Annotated in this window: 13 protein-coding genes; 7 read left to right on the top strand and 6 right to left on the bottom strand. The window is 70.4% G+C overall.

Going from position 1 to position 17,353, the window contains the following annotated elements:
• The first annotated feature begins 450 nt into the window (after positions 1–450).
• The 7 genes from ACFWP7_RS22510 to ACFWP7_RS22480 all read left to right on the top strand — a co-directional run bounded on the left by ACFWP7_RS22510 (position 451) and on the right by ACFWP7_RS22480 (position 12,747).
• Positions 451–1,368 (top strand): ParA family protein, encoded by a 918-nt coding sequence (locus ACFWP7_RS22510; RefSeq protein ID WP_384383595.1) that lies wholly within the window; start codon positions 451–453, stop codon positions 1,366–1,368.
• Positions 1,369–1,852: 484 nt separating this feature from the next.
• Positions 1,853–2,302, top strand: coding sequence for a hypothetical protein (locus tag ACFWP7_RS22505; protein ID WP_384383592.1), 450 nt, complete (start codon positions 1,853–1,855; stop codon positions 2,300–2,302).
• A 505-nt stretch (positions 2,303–2,807) separates the two neighbouring features.
• Positions 2,808–3,326, top strand: coding sequence for a hypothetical protein (locus ACFWP7_RS22500; RefSeq protein ID WP_384383589.1), 519 nt, complete (start codon positions 2,808–2,810; stop codon positions 3,324–3,326).
• A gap of 408 nt (positions 3,327–3,734) precedes the next feature.
• Positions 3,735–6,266 (top strand): hypothetical protein, encoded by a 2,532-nt coding sequence (locus ACFWP7_RS22495; protein ID WP_384383586.1) that lies wholly within the window; start codon positions 3,735–3,737, stop codon positions 6,264–6,266.
• Positions 6,267–6,399: 133 nt separating this feature from the next.
• Positions 6,400–7,716 carry a hypothetical protein gene (locus ACFWP7_RS22490; RefSeq protein ID WP_384383583.1) on the top strand — a complete coding sequence of 439 codons (1,317 nt, stop codon included), beginning with the start codon at positions 6,400–6,402 and terminating at the stop codon, positions 7,714–7,716.
• A 1,383-nt stretch (positions 7,717–9,099) separates the two neighbouring features.
• Positions 9,100–9,777: a hypothetical protein gene (locus ACFWP7_RS22485; protein WP_384383581.1), complete on the top strand. Its 678-nt coding sequence runs from the start codon at positions 9,100–9,102 to the stop codon at positions 9,775–9,777.
• Positions 9,778–9,978: 201 nt separating this feature from the next.
• Positions 9,979–12,747 (top strand): protein kinase, encoded by a 2,769-nt coding sequence (locus ACFWP7_RS22480; protein ID WP_384383579.1) that lies wholly within the window; start codon positions 9,979–9,981, stop codon positions 12,745–12,747.
• An 88-nt stretch (positions 12,748–12,835) separates the two neighbouring features.
• Here the strand turns inward: ACFWP7_RS22480 and ACFWP7_RS22475 are convergent, their stop codons facing one another.
• The 6 genes from ACFWP7_RS22475 to ACFWP7_RS22450 all read right to left on the bottom strand — a co-directional run bounded on the left by ACFWP7_RS22475 (position 12,836) and on the right by ACFWP7_RS22450 (position 17,272).
• A complete protein-coding gene (locus ACFWP7_RS22475) occupies positions 12,836–13,339 on the bottom strand; it encodes a hypothetical protein (RefSeq protein WP_384383576.1) in 504 nt (167 codons plus the stop codon).
• Positions 13,340–13,365: 26 nt separating this feature from the next.
• Complete coding sequence (gene fxlM / locus ACFWP7_RS22470; protein ID WP_384383573.1) at positions 13,366–14,610, bottom strand: methyltransferase, FxLD system; 1,245 nt, start codon at positions 14,608–14,610, stop codon at positions 13,366–13,368.
• Between the two features lie 99 nt (positions 14,611–14,709).
• Positions 14,710–15,768: a hypothetical protein gene (locus tag ACFWP7_RS22465; RefSeq protein ID WP_384383570.1), complete on the bottom strand. Its 1,059-nt coding sequence runs from the start codon at positions 15,766–15,768 to the stop codon at positions 14,710–14,712.
• The gene (locus tag ACFWP7_RS22460; protein WP_384383568.1) at positions 15,765–16,304 is read right to left on the bottom strand and encodes an HD domain-containing protein; all 540 of its coding nucleotides are present in this window, start codon (positions 16,302–16,304) and stop codon (positions 15,765–15,767) included. Before ACFWP7_RS22460 ends, ACFWP7_RS22465 begins: the two co-directional genes overlap by 4 nt.
• Positions 16,305–16,425: 121 nt before the next feature.
• Entirely contained in the window at positions 16,426–16,821 is a 396-nt protein-coding gene (locus ACFWP7_RS22455) for a DUF3307 domain-containing protein (RefSeq protein ID WP_384383565.1), read from the bottom strand.
• 220 nt (positions 16,822–17,041) lie between these two features.
• Positions 17,042–17,272, bottom strand: a complete 231-nt coding sequence (locus ACFWP7_RS22450; RefSeq protein WP_384383562.1) for a hypothetical protein — start codon at positions 17,270–17,272, stop codon at positions 17,042–17,044.
• Between the last annotated feature and the right edge of the window lie 81 nt (positions 17,273–17,353).

The following is a 17,353-nucleotide window of genomic DNA, read 5'->3' as shown; positions in this document are numbered from 1 at the left end:
ACACGAACCCACCCACGCACGCGCAGACGCACCGCCAGATCGTCAGCCAGCACTCCCACCGACAGACCGAGCCACGCTCCAAGCCACGGCCGACCGAACCGACCCAGTCCCGAACACACCACCGGACGTACTCAGCGCCGGCCCCACCAACCCACCCACGGTCAGAAGCGTGACCCCACCCACGGCCACGTCACCGCTTCGAGGCTGCGGGCCCCATCAGGCGACCACCGAGAGGTCCGAGGAAGGGAGCACAAACCACTAGGCACTTCCTGCGCGTACCTCCCCCGTGTACGCATGCGCAACTGTTATCGTCTGCCCAAGTAAAATCCCTGTCAGGGGCATAGCTTGGTGGTTCCGCCTCAGCCGCCTACCCTCATACAGGCCATTACGGAGCAAAAGACGTGTCAATCATGGGCTGATCAACTGAGTCGGCCAGGAAGTGAGCAGTCCGTGGACAACATCGCCGTAGCGAGCCAGAAGGGCGGCCCCGGCAAGACCACGACGACCGTGAACTTGGCGGCGGGTCTCGCACTAACCGGAGCACGCGTCCTGGTCGTGGACATCGAACCCCAGGCCCAAGCAGGCATCGCCCTCGGTGAGCGCCTCCAGGGAGCCGATGTGGCGAAGTCCCTCGGACTACGACTGCAGCAAGCGGCGCAAGGAGTTCCCACCTCGGTGGCGGACATCGTCATCGACTGCAGCCACCTCCTTGAGCACAGGCGAGGAGAAGGCCGTCTCTGCTTGCTCGCCTCGGAGCAGGCGACGATGGCGAACGCCCAGCACATCCTCCATGCCGCCGGACTAGAGAAGGTCCACGTACTCCGTACGCTCCTCGACGAACTGGATGGCGACTTCGACTACGCCGTTTTTGACACCCCTCCGGCGGTCCAGGCCCTCAACGGCGTCGCCCTCGCAGCGTCTGACTTCGCTCTGACCCTGTGCATGCCAAAGCACGCCACGGTCGAGGGCGCAGTCACCATGCGCTCCACGATTCGCCACGTCACCGAGCGCACGAACGGACTCGCCGACCCGAAGTACCTCGGCGCGTTGCTCAACATGTCCAGTCCTCAGCGCGAGTGGTCTCTCGAGGAGATCGAAGTCCGGAACCTCATGGTCGACACGCACCTCGCGCCGTTCGTGACTGACATCCGCCAGGACACCCGAATCTCCCGCAGCTACTCGACCGGCATGCCGGCCGTGCTGGGCTTCGCCCGTCACGCTCCTGGCAAGCAGTACGCGCGGTTCCTTCAAGAGGTGATGGACCGCATGGATCTTCCCGAAGACAAGTGGGAGATTGCCCCGAGCGCCGATGAGATGCTCGCCGCGGCGGAGGAGAGCAAGGCCGCCAAGGAGAAGACCGTTGCCTGAGAAAGCGTCCACCGAAAAGACTGACAAGAACACGAAGTCAGATCGCACCGGCGACTTCGCTGGCGTGCGGCGAAGGAACGGGGGAGGGGCGGCCCGAGCCGACCGAGCTGCTCAAGCCGCTGCACTTCTGGGGCACGCCGAAAGCACGGCCGACGCCTCCTTCCTTGGCGGAGCACAGGGCCTCACACCTCCCGATGCTCATGCTCAACCCTCAACGGCCACTCCGGGTGCACCTCTCCCGGCCCAGAGCACCGACACGGCGGCTATGGCTGGCTACCCCAGCGCCACTCTCCCGACGGTCGGAGAATCTGAGGCCAGGCCGGAACAAGGCACAGAAGGGAGTGAGGCTGCCTCAGTTGAAGAACATTCTGCTGGTGCAGCTGACGACCCATCCCCTGCAGGTACCTCTGGGGTTAACGGGACTGCGTCCAGGAAGGCGGATGAACCGGCGTCGACGGGGCGGCGCCGAAAGAAGCTTCCTCCCATGCAGCAAGCCCTTCAGGACAGCTACGTCGACTCCAGGATCAACTCCCGTCAATGGGACTCTCACGGAGTCAACCTCATTCCGGCTCTGTGGCCGGCGCTCCGGGCGCGCCTCTCCCGAGACCGAAAGAGCTCGGGCAACTCGAACCTCGGCCTCGGCCACTACATCGACGTGGCTCTGCGTCAGGCTCACCTCGACACTGACCACCTCATCGGACTGCATGACGCCTTGAACGCCGAGCGGATGGGCGAGCTGCCGCGGGGACGAAAGACGACTCTCAGCCTTAGCCCTCAAGCACGAGAAGCCGCTGAGGAAGTCATCGAGCTGCTCGAAGCCGCCGACTTCGCGAGGAAGGGCAAGGACGTCATGTCCGCCCTTGTGCTCAACTTCCTGCGCGCCCTCGAAAAGGAGGGCCCCCTCCCCAAGCCAGAGTTGCCGCCGCTCATCTGACGGACGGTCAGGAAGGCCCGCGTCACCGAAGAGGTGGTGACGCGGGCCTTCTGCATGTCGACATGCCGCGACACGCCGATAGCCGCAGAAGTTTTCCCACGCCGACTGTGCCCTGATTTGCACAGAATATTGTCTTTTCTGCTCTCTTCGTACTACCTGGGAACCCCAGCCTCGGCGTTTCGAGCGTTCGCTGCGCGCGCCCGCGCCGGGCTCCTGGAACGCGCATTGCGAAGTCCGAGCGCTCCGCCTGCTGCCGTTCGAAAAAGTCTCAGAGTCACCCCTGACCTGCATGTATGCCGATACCTATCCACATGCACATACCCATGTTCGAACCGATACCCGGACCGATGTGCCTACCGACCTTCCGACTCATGCATGCATACGCCTTCGCACGTACCGGACCATCACCGGACCCTGCTATCTACCTATGCCCCTGACAGGGAAATAAGGGACCACTTTCGGGTAGGGTTGCGCCAGCTGATCACCATCCCGTACAGGAGATTCGATGCCGCCAGCAGCGCGCCTGAGCGCAAACGCCGTTGCCGTCGCCGCCGGAGTCGACAGCAACTGGGTTTACCGGGCCGTTGAAATAGGCGTTCTGAGCGAGCCGCACTTCGCCGCAGACGTCATCGTCATCCGGGTATACCGCGTGTTGTCGCAACTCGTCTGGCCCGACAAGCCGCGCCAACGATCGAAGAAGCACGCGCTCGACACGTGGCAGCTGGCGGCACTGCACGCAGCCCGCGATGCCGTGACGGATTCTGCGACGACGCCTGAGACCACGCTTTGGGTGATGCAGGACTCTGTGCAGGTAGCCCACAGCCGGCCAGAGAGAGCCAGGCTCGAGTCGGCGTCAGAAGACGGCACCGAGCCTTCGATGCTCGACGCACAGGTGGCGCTACGCCTTCCGATCGGGCGATGGATCGACGAGCTCCCCGCCATCTTGGCGAAGATCCCGAGACGCGAACCGCGACGCGGCGTCAACGCCAAGTCCAGAACCTCCAAGGGGTCGTCGCCACGATGACTCCTTGGGCTCTGCAGCCACCGAGTCCCGGACTCTATCCACAGGGGCTCCGCTGCAGTGTGACCCAGCAAGCGGACAGGCCCGGGATCTGCGGTCCCGGGCCCTCCGCACATCGAGGAGGAGGTGATGGCCACCCGCATCACTAACTGAACAGAGTCCGCATGGCACCCAGCTACCCCTAGCGGGCCGAGCGGCGATTCAGGTTTCCCATTTCCTCCTCGACTGGAGCAGATCATAGCTACCCGTCCGAGGGCTGGCTCAGTCGTGCCTAAATCGGCCCTGCAGCCAGCTCATTCCAAGCATTCTGGTTCGTCCTGGCGTCGCAGTGCGCGCGCGGGCGAGGTCGTTGAGTTCGCTGGTCCGGTCCCGGAGTCGGGGCCTGGTGATCCGTTGGTGTTGAACCGGGCGATGCGTGCCCGGCTGTACGCCGCGGTGCGGTGCCTCCTGGCGGACAAGTCCCTGAAGGATGCGCCGGATTCGGTGCGTCTGGCGGCGGTGGTGTTGCTGGCGAAGGCGTCGGCGCGCAGCGTCGTGTTGCGGTATCGGGCGGGGGAGATGGGGCGGTGGCTCGGGTTCTCCGAGTCGTACGTCGACCACAAGGTGCTGCCCATGATGCGCGCGGCCGGTGTGGTGGAGACCAGCGCGCTGACGGATGAGGCCGGCCGGGTGACGGGCCTGGAGTGGAAGTTCCTGCCGTTGCTCGCCGCGCGGGAGAGCGGCGATCCGATGCACCCGCTCGCCTTGGCCCGCAAGGACCTGGCGACGCTTCTTCGATTCTGCGAGGCGCTGTTCGCGCCGGGCTGGGCGCCGATCGACGGTCCGGTGACGCCACCGGGGCTGCTGGGGACCCGGCGGGGGAGGGGGGCTGCGACGGACCGGCTCGCTCTGCTGCTGCTCGCGCTGCAGACGCGGCCGGACGGCCGGGTTCGTCTGGTTGGCGGCTCGGTGAAGGAGGGCCGCGGGCGCGCGGACGCCACGGTCGCGAAGGCGCTCGGCTGTTCGGTGTCCGGTGGCGGCAAGGTCGTCGACCGCCTCGAGCGGCTCCAGGTCGTCGAGGTGGTGCGTGGGACGACGGAGACGGGCCAGTACGGCAAGGGCCGGCTGGTGCTGCCCGCGATCGCGTCCGCGTTCGGTCGCCACGCGGCCCCGCAGGTTGGTGTCGAGGTCGGCGCCGAGGAACAGCAGGAGCAGCCCGAACGGTGCCCGTCGTGCGCGCACGGTTCGGCCCAGGGCGAGGACGAGGCGGCCGGCGAGGCCTTGGCGCTGTCGGGGGAGGGCTGGCAGCAGGAGTCGTTCGACGATGTCGAGCCCGTGGTTTTCCAGCGCCCCGTTGCTGCACCCGGGGATCTTGAAGCCCAGCCGGAGGAGGAAGGCCCTGTCACCAGCGCGGGAGAGGCTCTTGAGGCCGTGCCGGAGAGCGGTGTGGTGGAGCGCCCTGCTGGTGCACCCCTCCACGCTGACCACGCGCTGGGGGTTTCTCTCTCTGGTTCTCTCTCGCTTGCTGGTGGGTTTTCCGGCGAAGCCGATCCGGGGTGCGGTGATCTGCCGGAGTGCGCGGGCGCCCGCGAGGACGCGCCGGATCACACCGAGGTCGCTACGGCTGCGGCCGGTGGCGGGCTGGGCGGCCCGCTTCGCGGGGAACAGCAGCAGGAAGCGGCAGTTGGTGAGTCGGGCCGGTCGGTCGAGCTTGGCTCGGTGAAGGCACCGGCGAAGCAGGCGGGGACGCTGGTGTTCGTGCGGCCTGCGGCCTTGCCGGCGGGCCTGGAGTCGGTGCTCGCGCCGGTACGGCCGGTGTGGGAGCAGATCCTGCGGCCGGGGGCCCGCCGTCATGTCGCTGCTGCTGTCCGGTTCCAGCTCGGCGTGGTGCGCGGGATCGTCGGACCGGCCGAGGCCGAACAGGTCCTCGCTGAGCGCCTGGAGCGGCGCCTTGATCAGCAGATGGGCCGGCCGGTTACCGATCCGGTGGGGTGGATCCTGGGCCGTGGCCTGGTGCAGCGGGCGTGGTGCTGGTCGCAGCTGTGCGACGAGGGCCGGCGGATGGACTCCGGCGCCGATTGCCCCAGCTGCCAGGTCCTGATCGGTGACCGGCGGGGACTGCGTGCGCGGATCGCAGCGGAGACCGCCCGGGAGCTGGTCGGGGCGGCGCCGGCGGTGCTGCAGGCCGAGACCGAGAAGCGGTTGAACGCCGCGGTGACGTCCGAGGCAGCGGCCCAGGCCGTACGGCGGGAGCGGGCGCTGGCAGAGCGGCAGGCCCGCGCGAAGGTCGTCGAGCAGCGCCGCGCGCAGAACGCGGCGGCCGAGCAGGAGCGCCTGGCCCGTCCCTGCGACGACTGCGGGATCCCGGACGCGGCCGGCCGGTGCCTGCTGTGCAGCGAACGCCGCGCTGTGGAGCGGTTGTTGGCCGAGGCCGTGGACCTTGCGGTGATGGCCCGCGCCGACCTCACCGACCCGTCGGCGGTCGCGGAGGCCACCGTGAGGTGCGCGGCGGACACCCGGGTGCTGCTGGAGCAGCAGTTGGAGCGGCTGCGCGGTGACGGCATCGAGGACGTCGGCCTGTTGTTCGCTGCCCGGGGGATCGCCGAGAAGCTCCGCGACCAGCGACGCGAGAGCCTGGACGGTCGGCTGATGCGGTCGGCCGAGGCCGAGCGGGAGGCGGACAAGGCGTACGACGCCAAGATGCGCTCGGCGCACCGGTACCCGACCCGGGCGATGGCCCAGGCGGCCGCCGAGCGGGCAGCGGACGAGGCCCTGGAGCGGACGGTGGAGGTCTTGTTCGCCGACCGGGCCCGGCACCTGCGGACCGCCCGGGGCAAGCAGCCGGCCAGGCCTACGGTGACGGACTGGGCGAGCCGCTGTGCCGAACTCGCCGACCAGGAGCTTCCCGAAGACCGGGACCAGCATGCCGGGGCACGGGCACTGGAGGCGGTGAGCGCGGCATGAACGCCCTCGCCGTCACCACCGTCTCGGCGCCGTACAACGGCCCGCGGCCGTCCTCGTCCGTGCCACCGGGGTTCCGCCGGCAGGTGCGGGTGCTCCGGGATGTGGTGTCCCCCCTGCCAGCAGGGGAGATGCCATGAACACCAGGACTCTTCCCCGGGCCGGCCGCACTCCGGCGGTGCCGGTCTGGGAGCGGCGCCCCCTCAGCCGGCGGTCCCGTCGGCTGCTGCTGGAGGGCGACGTCGAGGGTCATTACGCCGGCCGCGACGATCCAGACTCCGGCTACCGGCTCACCATGGCGATCGCGCTCGCCTGTTCGCAGCCCGGCCGCGAATGGACGCCCGCCGACTTCCACCAGGCCCTCATCTACACGCCGACCCGGGGCGGCTGGTGGGCGCGCAGGCTCCGCGAGCGCAAGGGCGCCCAGTACGCGGAGAACAAGCTCACCGCGATGCTGGACAAGGCCCGCGAGTTCGCCGGCCGCAACGGCACCATCACCGGCCGCCCGGACGCCCTGGAAAAGATCAATGAGGTCCGCCATGCCGTCGAACACCTCGCCTGGCCGTCCCGCGGCGGCGGAGCGGTCGACCAGAAGAACCTCGCCGCACGGCTGACGCTGTGCGAGCGGGCCGGCGGCCTGGAGCACACCACCGCGCTGCGCCCGCACGCGGAACGGATGGGCTGCGCGAGGTCGACCGCCGAGGCCAGCGACAAGCGGCTCGTCGAAGCCGGGTGGCTTCAGCTGCTGGAAGCCGGCACCGGCAAGAATCACGGCTCACGGTGGCGGCTGAAGATCCCCGACCACGTCACCGAGCTCCTCGCTCGTGCAGCTCCGGGACACTTTCTGCCCCCCACTCCCGGGGAGCTGGCAACTGTCCCGGATCCGCACACCTTCACCGACACCGCCGCACTCGCCTCGGTGATGGCACACGACGCCTTCCACCACTTCGCCCACGGCACCAGCGGCGCCCGCATCCTGGCCTGCCTCGACGTCACGGAAGGACTTGAGCCCGCCCAACTGCAGCGGGCGACCAGCCTGCACCGCACTACCGTCGCCCGCCGCCTGGACAAACTCGTCGCCGACGGCCTCGCCCACGAATGCGAGGGCCTGTACTACCTGGCCCCCAATCTGGCCGGCCCCGCCCGTCTCCACCCCGACGACCAGGTCCTCGCCGAGGCCGCCGAACAGCAGGGCACCGCGGGCTTCGGCGAGCGCCGCAGAGCGCGGCACGCCCGCGAACGCGCCAACTACCAGCGGTACATCGCCGAACGGAACACCCGGGCCCGGCCCCAGCGGCCACGTCCCGTCCTGGTTCCCGAAGGCGTCATCGACCCCGACACCGGCGAACTCCTCGACGAACGATGGCGCGGCTGGGATGTACGGGACCGCTACCGGCCGGTCTGGCACGGTCCGGATTCTGCCGACGGCCAGGGAGCGGGGCGAGTCGCATGACCAGCACATTCGGCTCTCCGCTCGGCGACCAGCGCACACGGTCTCCCGATCCGGAGCGGGTGGCACGCTGGCGCGCGGCCCAGCAGCGGCCGGTCTTCCCGCTCGCGCCGGGCCGCAAGATGAGGCCAGGCTGCCGGTGCTGCCGCCACAACAGCCCCGCCTACGAGCCGCACCCCGCCAGAGGCTGCTCGTGCCTGGCCAACGGAGGCTGGTGCCACGGCTTCTACGCCAGCACCCTCGACCCCGCCCTCACCTCCCGCTGGTGGTCCGACCCGTACGCCGTACTGACTCCAGCGCCCCACAATTGCGGAACTCAGTCCCTGTCTGTCCCTGAGAATCGCGCCACATGCGCGCTGAGCTGCAACGATGCCCGAGGGACTGAAGCAGGGACTGTTGAGGGACCGACCCCGGATCCCGGTGTGACAGTCCCCACCTGCCGTCTGCAGCCCGGACAGATCTCCGCCGAGACCGACATCGTCCGGCTTCTGCCGATCGACCGCAGCGAAGACAAGGACTCGCCGTACCCCGTCGGCGCGCCCCTGGAAGCCGGCGACCCGCGAGCGGTCCGGCCGGAACCCGGCCGCCTCAGCGAACGCGCATGGGGCGGCCCTCTGCCCGACGGCCCGGCCACCACCGGGGCTTGGACGGAAGTCTGTTTCAGCAGTTCAGGGCCGCGCCGACTGGGCCTCCGAAACGCCGCTTCCTCAATTCGGGAACCCCACGTTCCCCCGGCCGTCATGCCTGAACCGCCTGGGTCTCAGGTGGTCTTGCCGCTAAGGCGCAGGCCGCTCAGGCGCCTCAGCCAGTGGCGTGGACCAGCTTCCCGCTTCTCTACTACGAGGGAAGTAACCAGGCGCTGGGCCGCAGCCTTCACGTCTGCGGGTGGGCCTGGCTCCTGGCTCTCCCACTGATTGAGCGCACTCTCAAGAACCTGGATCGTGGGACGGCGGAGTTGTTGGTTGTCCGTGGTCAGCATCTCCAGGGATGCGATGGCGCCGATCTGGAGATATGGCTCTTCGCGTCCGAGTAGAGCGAGGACGTCCGACCAGGTCTGCGACGGGTCATGCTTCATGGGCCCACTACATCATGGTGCGCACGGCCGCCGTAGGGCGCTCTCAGAGGCGGGTTGCGCCGAGCTCTACCTCACTCAATTCCGTGCACCGTTTCGCACAAGCCTCCCACCACCCCAGGGGGCAACGTGACACGAACTCCTCGAAGTTCGAAGGCGCGGCGGGGACACCGTCGAGCCCACCCGCCCCGCAAGGCCCGGCCGTTCCACCCGCGCAGGCGGCATGAGCCGAAGTCGCTGCGCCGCAGAAAGAGGCAACAGGCAACATGCCCAACGCCCTTCACGACCACCGGAGTTGATCCGAGACTGACCGCATGACCAGCGACCTTTTGGGCTCCCAGTCCCCGCATGCCCTCATTCAGACCGTGATCATCAGCTACGGCGACGGCCACCACGACGCACCCCGAGGTGATGCGCTCCGCGTGGATACCCGCCCGCTGCGCAACCCGCCCGAGGACCCGGCCATGCGCGACCGGATGCTCCACTCCACCGGCCTGGATCCCGAGGTGCGCGCCTACGTCCTCAGCTCGCCCGGAGCAGAGCGCCTCATCGACCGCAGCACCCGGCGCGCGCTCGCGCTCCTTGGGCAGGCGAGGGCCGACCGGCGCGTCGACCTGCACGTGGTGTGCGGTGGCGGCCGGCACCGGTCGGTCGCGGTCGCCGAAGAGGTGGCCGAGCGCCTGCGCGCCGCCGGCTACGGCGTGGAGACCGAACACCCGCACATCACCCGGCCGATCCTGCCGTGGCATCCGCAGCTCACCGAGCACGAACTTGCCGCGCTCCGACTCCTCGCGCGCGGCCAGCACCATCTGGAGGTCGCCGAGGAGCTCAGGGTGCGGCCCGAGACCGCGGGCCGGCTGCTGCATCGCGCGCAGATCCATCTCCACGCGCGCACCCTCTACGAGGCCGTCGCGCAGGGGTGCGCACTCGGCATCATCGACCCCGAACCGCCGGGATATCCCAGCAGACGCAGCGCACCCCCGGCGCCCTGATGCCGTCACGCTCACCGTCTCCGCCGGCACCAGCGCCAGGGGAGCGGGATGCCGACGGCGAGCAAGGCCCGGAGCGGTCCGCGGCATCGTCCGCCAGGCGGCTGGATGATCCCGGTGATCGCGCACATCGCGCCCTGCCGTGCGGGACAATCACCGCGGCGGGCACGAAGCCCGGGGCCGGCACGATACACGGGCGGGGCGATGGAGGACGTACGGGAGCTGCTGGCCGAGTACGGCCAGGTCCACAGCGACGAACTACCGGCGCAGGACCGCTACCGGCTCCTGGTCGAGGTGGTTGCGGCGCTGATCCGGCGCACCGACCCCGACGCGACGCTCGCCCACCGATCGCCCGACGAGCCGGCCGTGTTCTTCGAACTCGCCGGACGCGACTACGCGATCACCGTGTCGGCCGCGGCCGGCGACGACGCGCCCGAAGCGGCCCGCGCCGCAGTGCGCGCCCGCGAACGCGACCTCGGACCGGGGGTGCGATGGATCCTGCTCTGCGCGAGGGTCACGGGCCAGGAGATGGACGACGCCGTGAGCAGCGTCCTGTCGGCGCAAGCCGTTCTCCTGGACCGGGACCATCTCGAGGCCGCCGTGTGCGACCTCCTATCCCTAGCGTCCCTGATCCGCGCGGCCTTCCGCCCGCCGCGGCCGCCGCACACCCTGCTGCACGAGCTCCTGCTGGAACAGCCTCCAGAACAGGCCCCAGTACTGGCCCTGGCGGCCCGCCCGGCCGGGGCGGCGAGCGTGCCGTCCCGGCCGGCGGCGGGCATCGACCTCTCTGTCGTTATGGCGGGCGAGTCCTGGCCGCTGCCGCCGACCGGGCTGGCCTGGGAGTCCCCGAAGCATGCGCTGATCACCACCGAAGCCGGTCTGGCCGAGGTGGACCTGCAGCGGGGAGGGACCAGGTGGCGGCTGCCGCTTCCCGGCGTCCACGGTGATGCGGCGGTGCTGCCCGACGGCACGGTGTGGGTGCTGTGCGGGCCGGCGGTCGTGAGGTGGCGCGAGGGCGTACTGCAGGCGGCCGGCGGCGGGTTCGAGGCGAACGCCAACCTGCTGCTCGGCCCCGACGCGAGCGTGTGGGTCCTGTCCGGCTCCGGCGCAACCCTCGGGGCCGGCACCGGCTCGACCCTGGCCCTCACGCGGCTCGCCGAGCAGGTGGGCGACCAGCAGCGGTTCTCCATCGACTTCGACGCGGCGGTCCGCTCGGCCGCCTGGCTCGGCGAGCGTCGCTTCCTCCTCGCCGCCGGCGGACACAGCGCCGTCGTCGACCTCGCCGTCAGCACCAGCGCCCGGGGACGCGAGGACTGGATGCTGACTCCGGTGTCCTACCCGGGACATCTGGCGTACAGCGGCGGCGACACCGTCCTGGTGGCCGGACGCTCCGGCTCGGGGGTCGGCGTGGAGCTGCACGCCTTCGACGCGGCCGCCCGCACCAGCGACGCGGTCGCTGAGGTGCAGCTCGGCGACGTACTCGGGCTCCTCCAGAGCCCGGCGGGCGGGCCCGCGTACCTGCTGGGATCCCTGCCGACCAACGACGTCAGCGCCGTCCACCCCGTCCTGATGAAGATCGCCGGCCACGTCCCCGCCGACGCACCAGCGGCCGAGGGCCTCGCGCCACCGCCGGCCGCCGACCCGTACGACGCGGTGCGCCGCCAGGCCCGCGGGGTGAAGAAGGACTACGCCCTGCAGAAGTTCCCGCTGCCGGACGGCCAGGGAGGCATGGGCATCGTCCACGAGGCCGTGCACAAGGAGACGGGCACCGTCGTCGCGTTCAAGAAGCCGCGCTCCCTGCGCGAAAACCTGACCGCGAGGATGCTGCGCGAGATCGAGGTGGCGCAGAAGCTCGGCGCCAACCGCCACGTGATGCCCGTCCTCGACTCCAGCCCCCGGGCCGAGTGGTTCGTCATGCCGATGGCCCAGAACACCGCCGAAGGCCTCCAGCCCGAGCTGCAGCGCGACGAGGTGCAACTGCGGTCCCTGGCCGACGCGGTCGCCTCCGCCCTGGCCGACGCCCACCGCCTGGACTACCTGCACCGCGACATCAAGCCCGCCAACATCCTCCTCCTCGACGGCCGATGGGTCCTCGGGGACTGGGGCATCGTGCGCCGTCCCCTCGGGCAGACGACCAACCCCAAGCGCACCGGCACCACGATCGGGACCGTCGAGTTCGGCGCCCCGGAACTGTCCGTCGATCCGCACAACGCCACGCCCGCCAGCGACATCTACAGCCTGGGCAAGGTCATCGGCTGGCTGCTCACCGGCCTTCCCCCGGAGGTGAACGTGCCGCTGCTGCCGACCGGGCCCTGGCGCGGCGTCGTACGGCGGTGCACCTACCGCGATCCGCTCCAGCGCCCGCAGACGATCGCCGACTTCCTCGACCTGGTCGAGCTGGAGACTGCACCGCAGATCGACCTGCCCGTTGCGCGGGCCCACCAGGTCCTGGCGGCAGCCCAGGAGGGAGACACCGACGCCGCCCGCCGGCTGCTGGCTCTGGCCGCCGACCACGGAGACGACTACGAGCTCTACCTGGACGTCCTGACCGGCCTGGACATGGACACGGCCGCGCCGCTCCTGCTGGACCACCCCGAGCAGACCCGCACCTTGGTGGAGGCGATGACCGGGCACGTCCGGGGCGACGGCACCGGCTGGCCGCACTGGAACGAGTCCAAGCGGGCCATCGCCTGGCTGCGCGGCGTCGCCCGGCAGGCTGCCGAGGAGGAGCAGTGGGACCTCCTGGAGGAGGCCGCCCGCGGCATGTGCACCTGGGACGAGGCGTCCAACGAGTTCGACCAGCAGATCGCGACGCGGGACTGGCTGCGCCGCCTGCACGGCCAGGCCGCCCGGATCCTCGCCGGCGTACTGCACGAGCATCCCGCCAGCGCCCGCTACTACTACGAACTCGCGGGCGAACGTGCCGTGGACATGGCCATCCGCAACGCCGTCAACCCCGCGACCGGCAACTGACCGTACGGCGCTGACGGCTGCTGCTCGATTCAGGCTTCCGGCGCCACGACCTGGGACATCGCGCAGTGACCGGGCAGGCCGCTGCCGGCTACGCCTTCATCCGGGCCAACTCCCGGACGGCCTCCAGGGACGCCGTACTGAGCTGAGCGGCTTCTGCCTCACCCAGGACTCCCCGAGCGAAACGCAAAGTGGCCTGCCGCGGAAGAACACGCGTGTTAAACGCGCTCCTGGCCTGCAGCAGGGAGTTGCCGAAATGGCGTGCGTTGCTCCGCAGATCCGACGGGTCGCCGGATCGGGCAGCGGCGACCAGAGCGAGCGCGTTCTCGGCGACCTCCTGCTGCTCCTTGCGTACGGTGCGCGCCGCGTCGACGGCGAAGTAGAGGGTCACCGGCACGAGCGGGAGGAGGGTCGACGCGGCGAAGTCGGCGGTCAGCATCTCGTCCCAGCCGATGTCCATCCACCACATGAGCACGGGTGTGGCGGCGGCGGTGAGGAGAGGCCAGGCGATGGCCGACCCCCACGCCGCGGCGGCGAACCGCCGTCGCACCGCGGCCGGGGTCAGGGCCGGCGCGGGTGATTCCTCGTCCTTCATGCAGAGCATCATGCCTGCTCACCGGGTCAGACCGTCGACGAGGTGGGTGTCCAGACCGCTCTGATCGTGTGGTGGGCGCGCGCGGCGATGACGGTGCCGGAGGTGGTGTCCCCGGATCGTGCGGGGTGGACTTCCAGGTGGTGGGCGCCGCGGCCACGCCATGCCGTGTTCCAGTGCCGCAGTCGGCCGGCGACGTCGGTGGCGAGCGCGGGGGCGTCGGGTCCGTGGGCGACGACGGCGAGCTCGAACCGCTCGCCCTCCCCGCCCAGAGCGCGGCGGTTGGTCAGGTACGCCACCGTGGCGCCGCGGTGGAAGCCGGGGCCGCCCCACGGCATCAGCGGCTGGACCAGGCCGGAGGTGACCGAGTCCCGCCCGGCGCTGATCTTGGTGAAGCCCGGGGTGTGCGGGTCGGCCATCAGCCACAGGTGCAGGGCCTCCCAGCCGGGCCCGTCATCCACCCGCACACCCGTCCACTCCACCGCGCGCGGCCCCTTCAAGCAGTCGCCGAGCCCGGCCTCGTCGAGTGGCCGGTCGTCTTCCAGGCGCAGCACGAGCGCGCCGCCAGCGACGTCGACGGCCCGCGGCATCCGGGCGCCGGGCCCGGTGACCGGGATGAACCCGCAGGTCTCGGTGGACACCGACACCCAGTGGTCGGCGGGGCGCTCGAATGCTGCCGCCAGCGGCCAGGGCAGGCGCAGGGGGACGACGAGCCGGCCGCCGGGGGCGAGCTGGTCCAGCCACGCCTCTTCGATGTCGAACGCGCCGGCGGTCACCAGGATCCGGTCGAAGGGGCCGAGGTCCGCCGCTCCGGCCCGGCCGTCGCCGTGCCGGACCACCACGCGCCGGTACCCGCCGGAGCGGAGGGCAGCTTGGGCCCGCGCGGTGACGTCGCGGTCGTACTCGATGGTGACGACCAGCCCGGTGGGGCCGACTAAGTGGGACAGCAGGGCCGCGTTGTATCCGGTGCCGGCCCCGACCTCGAGGACCCGGTGACCTCGCTGCACCTGGGCCTGCTCGAGCATCGCGGTCACCACCTGCGGCGCGGACGCCGAGCTGAGCACCGTGCCGGCGGCATCCTGCTTGATCGTCACCGAGGTGTAGACGCCGTAGGCGTCCTCCAGCGTGGCTTCGGGAACGAACCGGTGCCGGTGAACGGCCCGCAGCGCGGCCTCCACCGGCGGCGAGTGCAGAATCTGGTGCTGTCGCAGCAGCGTGACCATCGCCTCGTGCCGCTCCAGGGCGCTCAGGTTGGGAGCCGTACCGGTATCCATCCGCGGAGTCTGCCAGCACCGTGTGCGTCAGCGGAGGGAGCGGGCGCACCGCGTTTCGGTCAACCTGCCCAGGATCCGCGCGGCGCGTTCGGCCTGCTTCTACACCGAGCCCTCGGCCTCCAGAGACCTCAGCGCGCCGGCCGCCGCAGCTGCGAGGGGATGCTCCGGGGCCGAAACCTGAACGGTGTGCGCGAGGACGAGGCGTGCGGTGTCGTCACGGCCGTGCAGATGCGCGGCAATGCCCAGCGCGTACTGATCGCCGGCGTCCGAGAACACCTCCCGCACCTTCTTCCAGGCGCCATCGCTCAGAGGGCGGGCCTTGTGCCCGTGATCTCCGTTGTCGGCGCCGGCCGCGTAGCCGAGCACCCGCCAGGCGTCCGACTCGCCGCCACGTGCACGGAAGAGAAGGCCCGTCGTGGCGCCCTCGGGGGTGGAGCTGGCCCAGTCCAACGCGCGCCGGAACGCGAGCGAGGAGTCGTCGCAGCCGCCATGCGCGAGCCACAGGCGCTGCAACTCGTCCTCGTGGAGAGGGCGATGGATGCCGCAGCGACGCACGTCGACGACTGCCTGGACCAGCCGATGCCCTTCGGGGTTACTCCGCGCTCCGCGTCGATAGTGCTTGATCAGGTTCTCGCCGCCGACGAGCGACTCGGCGATCCCTTTGCTGACGGGGTAGCCCATCTCCCGGAGCCAGGACCGTTCGCGCTGAGTCAGGGCGAACGGCACCGAGATGCGTTCCGCGTATTCCAGGAGGACCGTCCGCGCAGGGGCGGTGGCTGCCGAGCTGTCCCGCAGCACGCGGTCGGCCCAGAAGGTGTCGATGCTGGCCAGCACCAGGGCGTGGGGGAGGACCTGGTCGAGGATTCCGTGGCCGAGCAGGACGAGGTCGGCCGGCGTCAGGCCGTCGAGCCACAGCACGTGCGGACCGTCCCCGCTGAACAGGCTCGGAAGGTCGGTCCGGGCCGCGAGGTCGGCAGCGGTGAGCCGGCACAACCGTCCGTGCGGGAGGCAGCTCTGGAGCGCCTCGTACATCGCCCGCGTGACGCCCGACAAGGGAGGACCGACCAACAGTGCCATGGGGTTCATGGCGCCGGTGGCCGACTCCAGCAGCCGGATGGCCTCCTCGACCGGATCGTTGCGGTCGCCGGGCTGGGTCATGCGGGCCCTCCCGCAGGTGCCGAGGACGAGGCGAAGACTTCATCCAGCTCGGCGAGCAGCGCCGGATTGACGATCCGCACGATCGCCTCGACGTCGGACCGGTCTGCCGCCGGCCACAGCGCGGCGCGCGCCGTGCGGTACTTCGCCGCCAGGCGCTCCCGCTTCTCCGCCGGGAGCTGGGCCGCCCGGTCGGGGAGGCTGTTGTGGGCGTTGTCGGAGATCTTCACGAGCGTCGCCGACGGGTCGGCGGTGATCCGCCGGATCTTCTCCTCGTACGGCATGCCCGCCTGGTTGGTCACCGCCTCGACGATCTCGACGACGCGCGCGGGGACGCCGGTGGCCAGCAGCTTCTCGGTGGTCCAGTCGGTGTCCTCGACGACGTCGTGCAGCAGGCCTGCCATGACGAGCTCGTCGCCGAACGGGGCGAGCCCGACGGCCACCGCGCGGACATGCTCGATATAGGGGACGCCGATCTTGTCGACCTGCCCGGCATGCGCGCCCTCGGCCAGGGAATTGACCTCGCTGACGGACTTCACGCTTCCTCCTTCACCGGGCGGCGCCCGGCCTCGATAGCGACCGGAACACGGCCTGGTTGGTTGGGGAACACCCTGCCGCACGCCGGATGGCGCCAGCCGCGGTGCCCGGTGGTTATGCGGGTCAGGCGGAGGCCGCGAGGGCGGCCAGGACGAGCGCGGTGACGTGGCCGGCCTGGTCCACGAAGGCGGCACCGCCCTCGGCCGCGTACTTCGGTGCACGGCCGACGTGCTCCATCCACCACAGGACCGGCCACCGGCGATCCAGAAATGCGTGCGAGGCGCCGACCCACGCCAGGGAGGCGGCCGTGAGCGGACCGCTCAACGGCAGGTCCAGCACCACCTTCCCCAGGGACAGCAGCACCGCCGAGATCAGTACGTGCGTCGCAGCGTGGGACAGGTTGGCGCACCACCCGGTGACGCCGCGCTTGGCTTTGTGCTTGGCCTGGTGATCGCTCTGCAGGGCGTAGTCGGAGAGCAGATGGGCGGCGTACAGCAGAACGAACACGGTGGCGAACATGGGCAAGTGCCTCCACACCATGGTGAGTTGTGCGCCTTGGGGTGCGCTGACTCACTGTGCTGGCGCGGGGCCCCCTCGCTCTGCTCCCGAAGACCAGACAGGGCGTGACGTCCCTCACGGTGCCGCAGCGAGCGGACGACGCACACTGATGGCTGATCACGAGGCGGGCCTGCGGAAGTGGGGAGCCGGGGACGTGGGGCATCGGGCTCGGGGCAGGCGGTCATCCTGGCGCCTGGTCTTTGGCATCTTCGGCGCCTTTGTGGATCGTGCGGGCCACTCCCTCGAAGGCGTCGAGCGCGCGTGCGTCGAAGCGTCCGTAATGGGCCTGGATGTCCTTGCCGAGCTGGTCGTAGAGGCGCGCAGCAGCACGGAACTTGCCCTGCTCCTCGGCCTGCGCCGCGTCGGCCATCCGACGGTCGACCTCTGCTGGTGTGAAGTCCTGATGACTCATCGAGCGATCTCCTAAATTCCTGGGCCCGGGGATGACGACGTGGAGGTCTGGGGGAGGGGCGGGACGTCCGGCGGTGTCGGG

It is taken from the genome of Streptomyces sp. NPDC058470 (genome assembly GCF_042721055.1).
GTDB lineage: Bacteria > Actinomycetota > Actinomycetes > Streptomycetales > Streptomycetaceae > Streptomyces.
The sequence above is the reverse complement of the archived record's forward strand: the minus strand, read 5'-3'. Positions and strand labels throughout refer to the sequence as shown.

Coding starts and splice junctions, on each gene's coding strand:
- ACFWP7_RS22480 (WP_384383579.1), top strand. CDS start 9,979: ATGGAGGACGTACGGGAGCTGCTGGCCGAGTACGGCCAGGTCCACAGC.
- ACFWP7_RS22450 (WP_384383562.1), bottom strand. CDS start 17,272: ATGAGTCATCAGGACTTCACACCAGCAGAGGTCGACCGTCGGATGGCC.
- ACFWP7_RS22495 (WP_384383586.1), top strand. CDS start 3,735: ATGCGTGCCCGGCTGTACGCCGCGGTGCGGTGCCTCCTGGCGGACAAG.
- ACFWP7_RS22465 (WP_384383570.1), bottom strand. CDS start 15,768: ATGACCCAGCCCGGCGACCGCAACGATCCGGTCGAGGAGGCCATCCGG.
- ACFWP7_RS22490 (WP_384383583.1), top strand. CDS start 6,400: ATGAACACCAGGACTCTTCCCCGGGCCGGCCGCACTCCGGCGGTGCCG.
- fxlM (WP_384383573.1), bottom strand. CDS start 14,610: ATGGATACCGGTACGGCTCCCAACCTGAGCGCCCTGGAGCGGCACGAG.
- ACFWP7_RS22475 (WP_384383576.1), bottom strand. CDS start 13,339: ATGAAGGACGAGGAATCACCCGCGCCGGCCCTGACCCCGGCCGCGGTG.
- ACFWP7_RS22505 (WP_384383592.1), top strand. CDS start 1,853: ATGCAGCAAGCCCTTCAGGACAGCTACGTCGACTCCAGGATCAACTCC.
- ACFWP7_RS22455 (WP_384383565.1), bottom strand. CDS start 16,821: ATGTTCGCCACCGTGTTCGTTCTGCTGTACGCCGCCCATCTGCTCTCC.
- ACFWP7_RS22485 (WP_384383581.1), top strand. CDS start 9,100: ATGACCAGCGACCTTTTGGGCTCCCAGTCCCCGCATGCCCTCATTCAG.
- ACFWP7_RS22500 (WP_384383589.1), top strand. CDS start 2,808: ATGCCGCCAGCAGCGCGCCTGAGCGCAAACGCCGTTGCCGTCGCCGCC.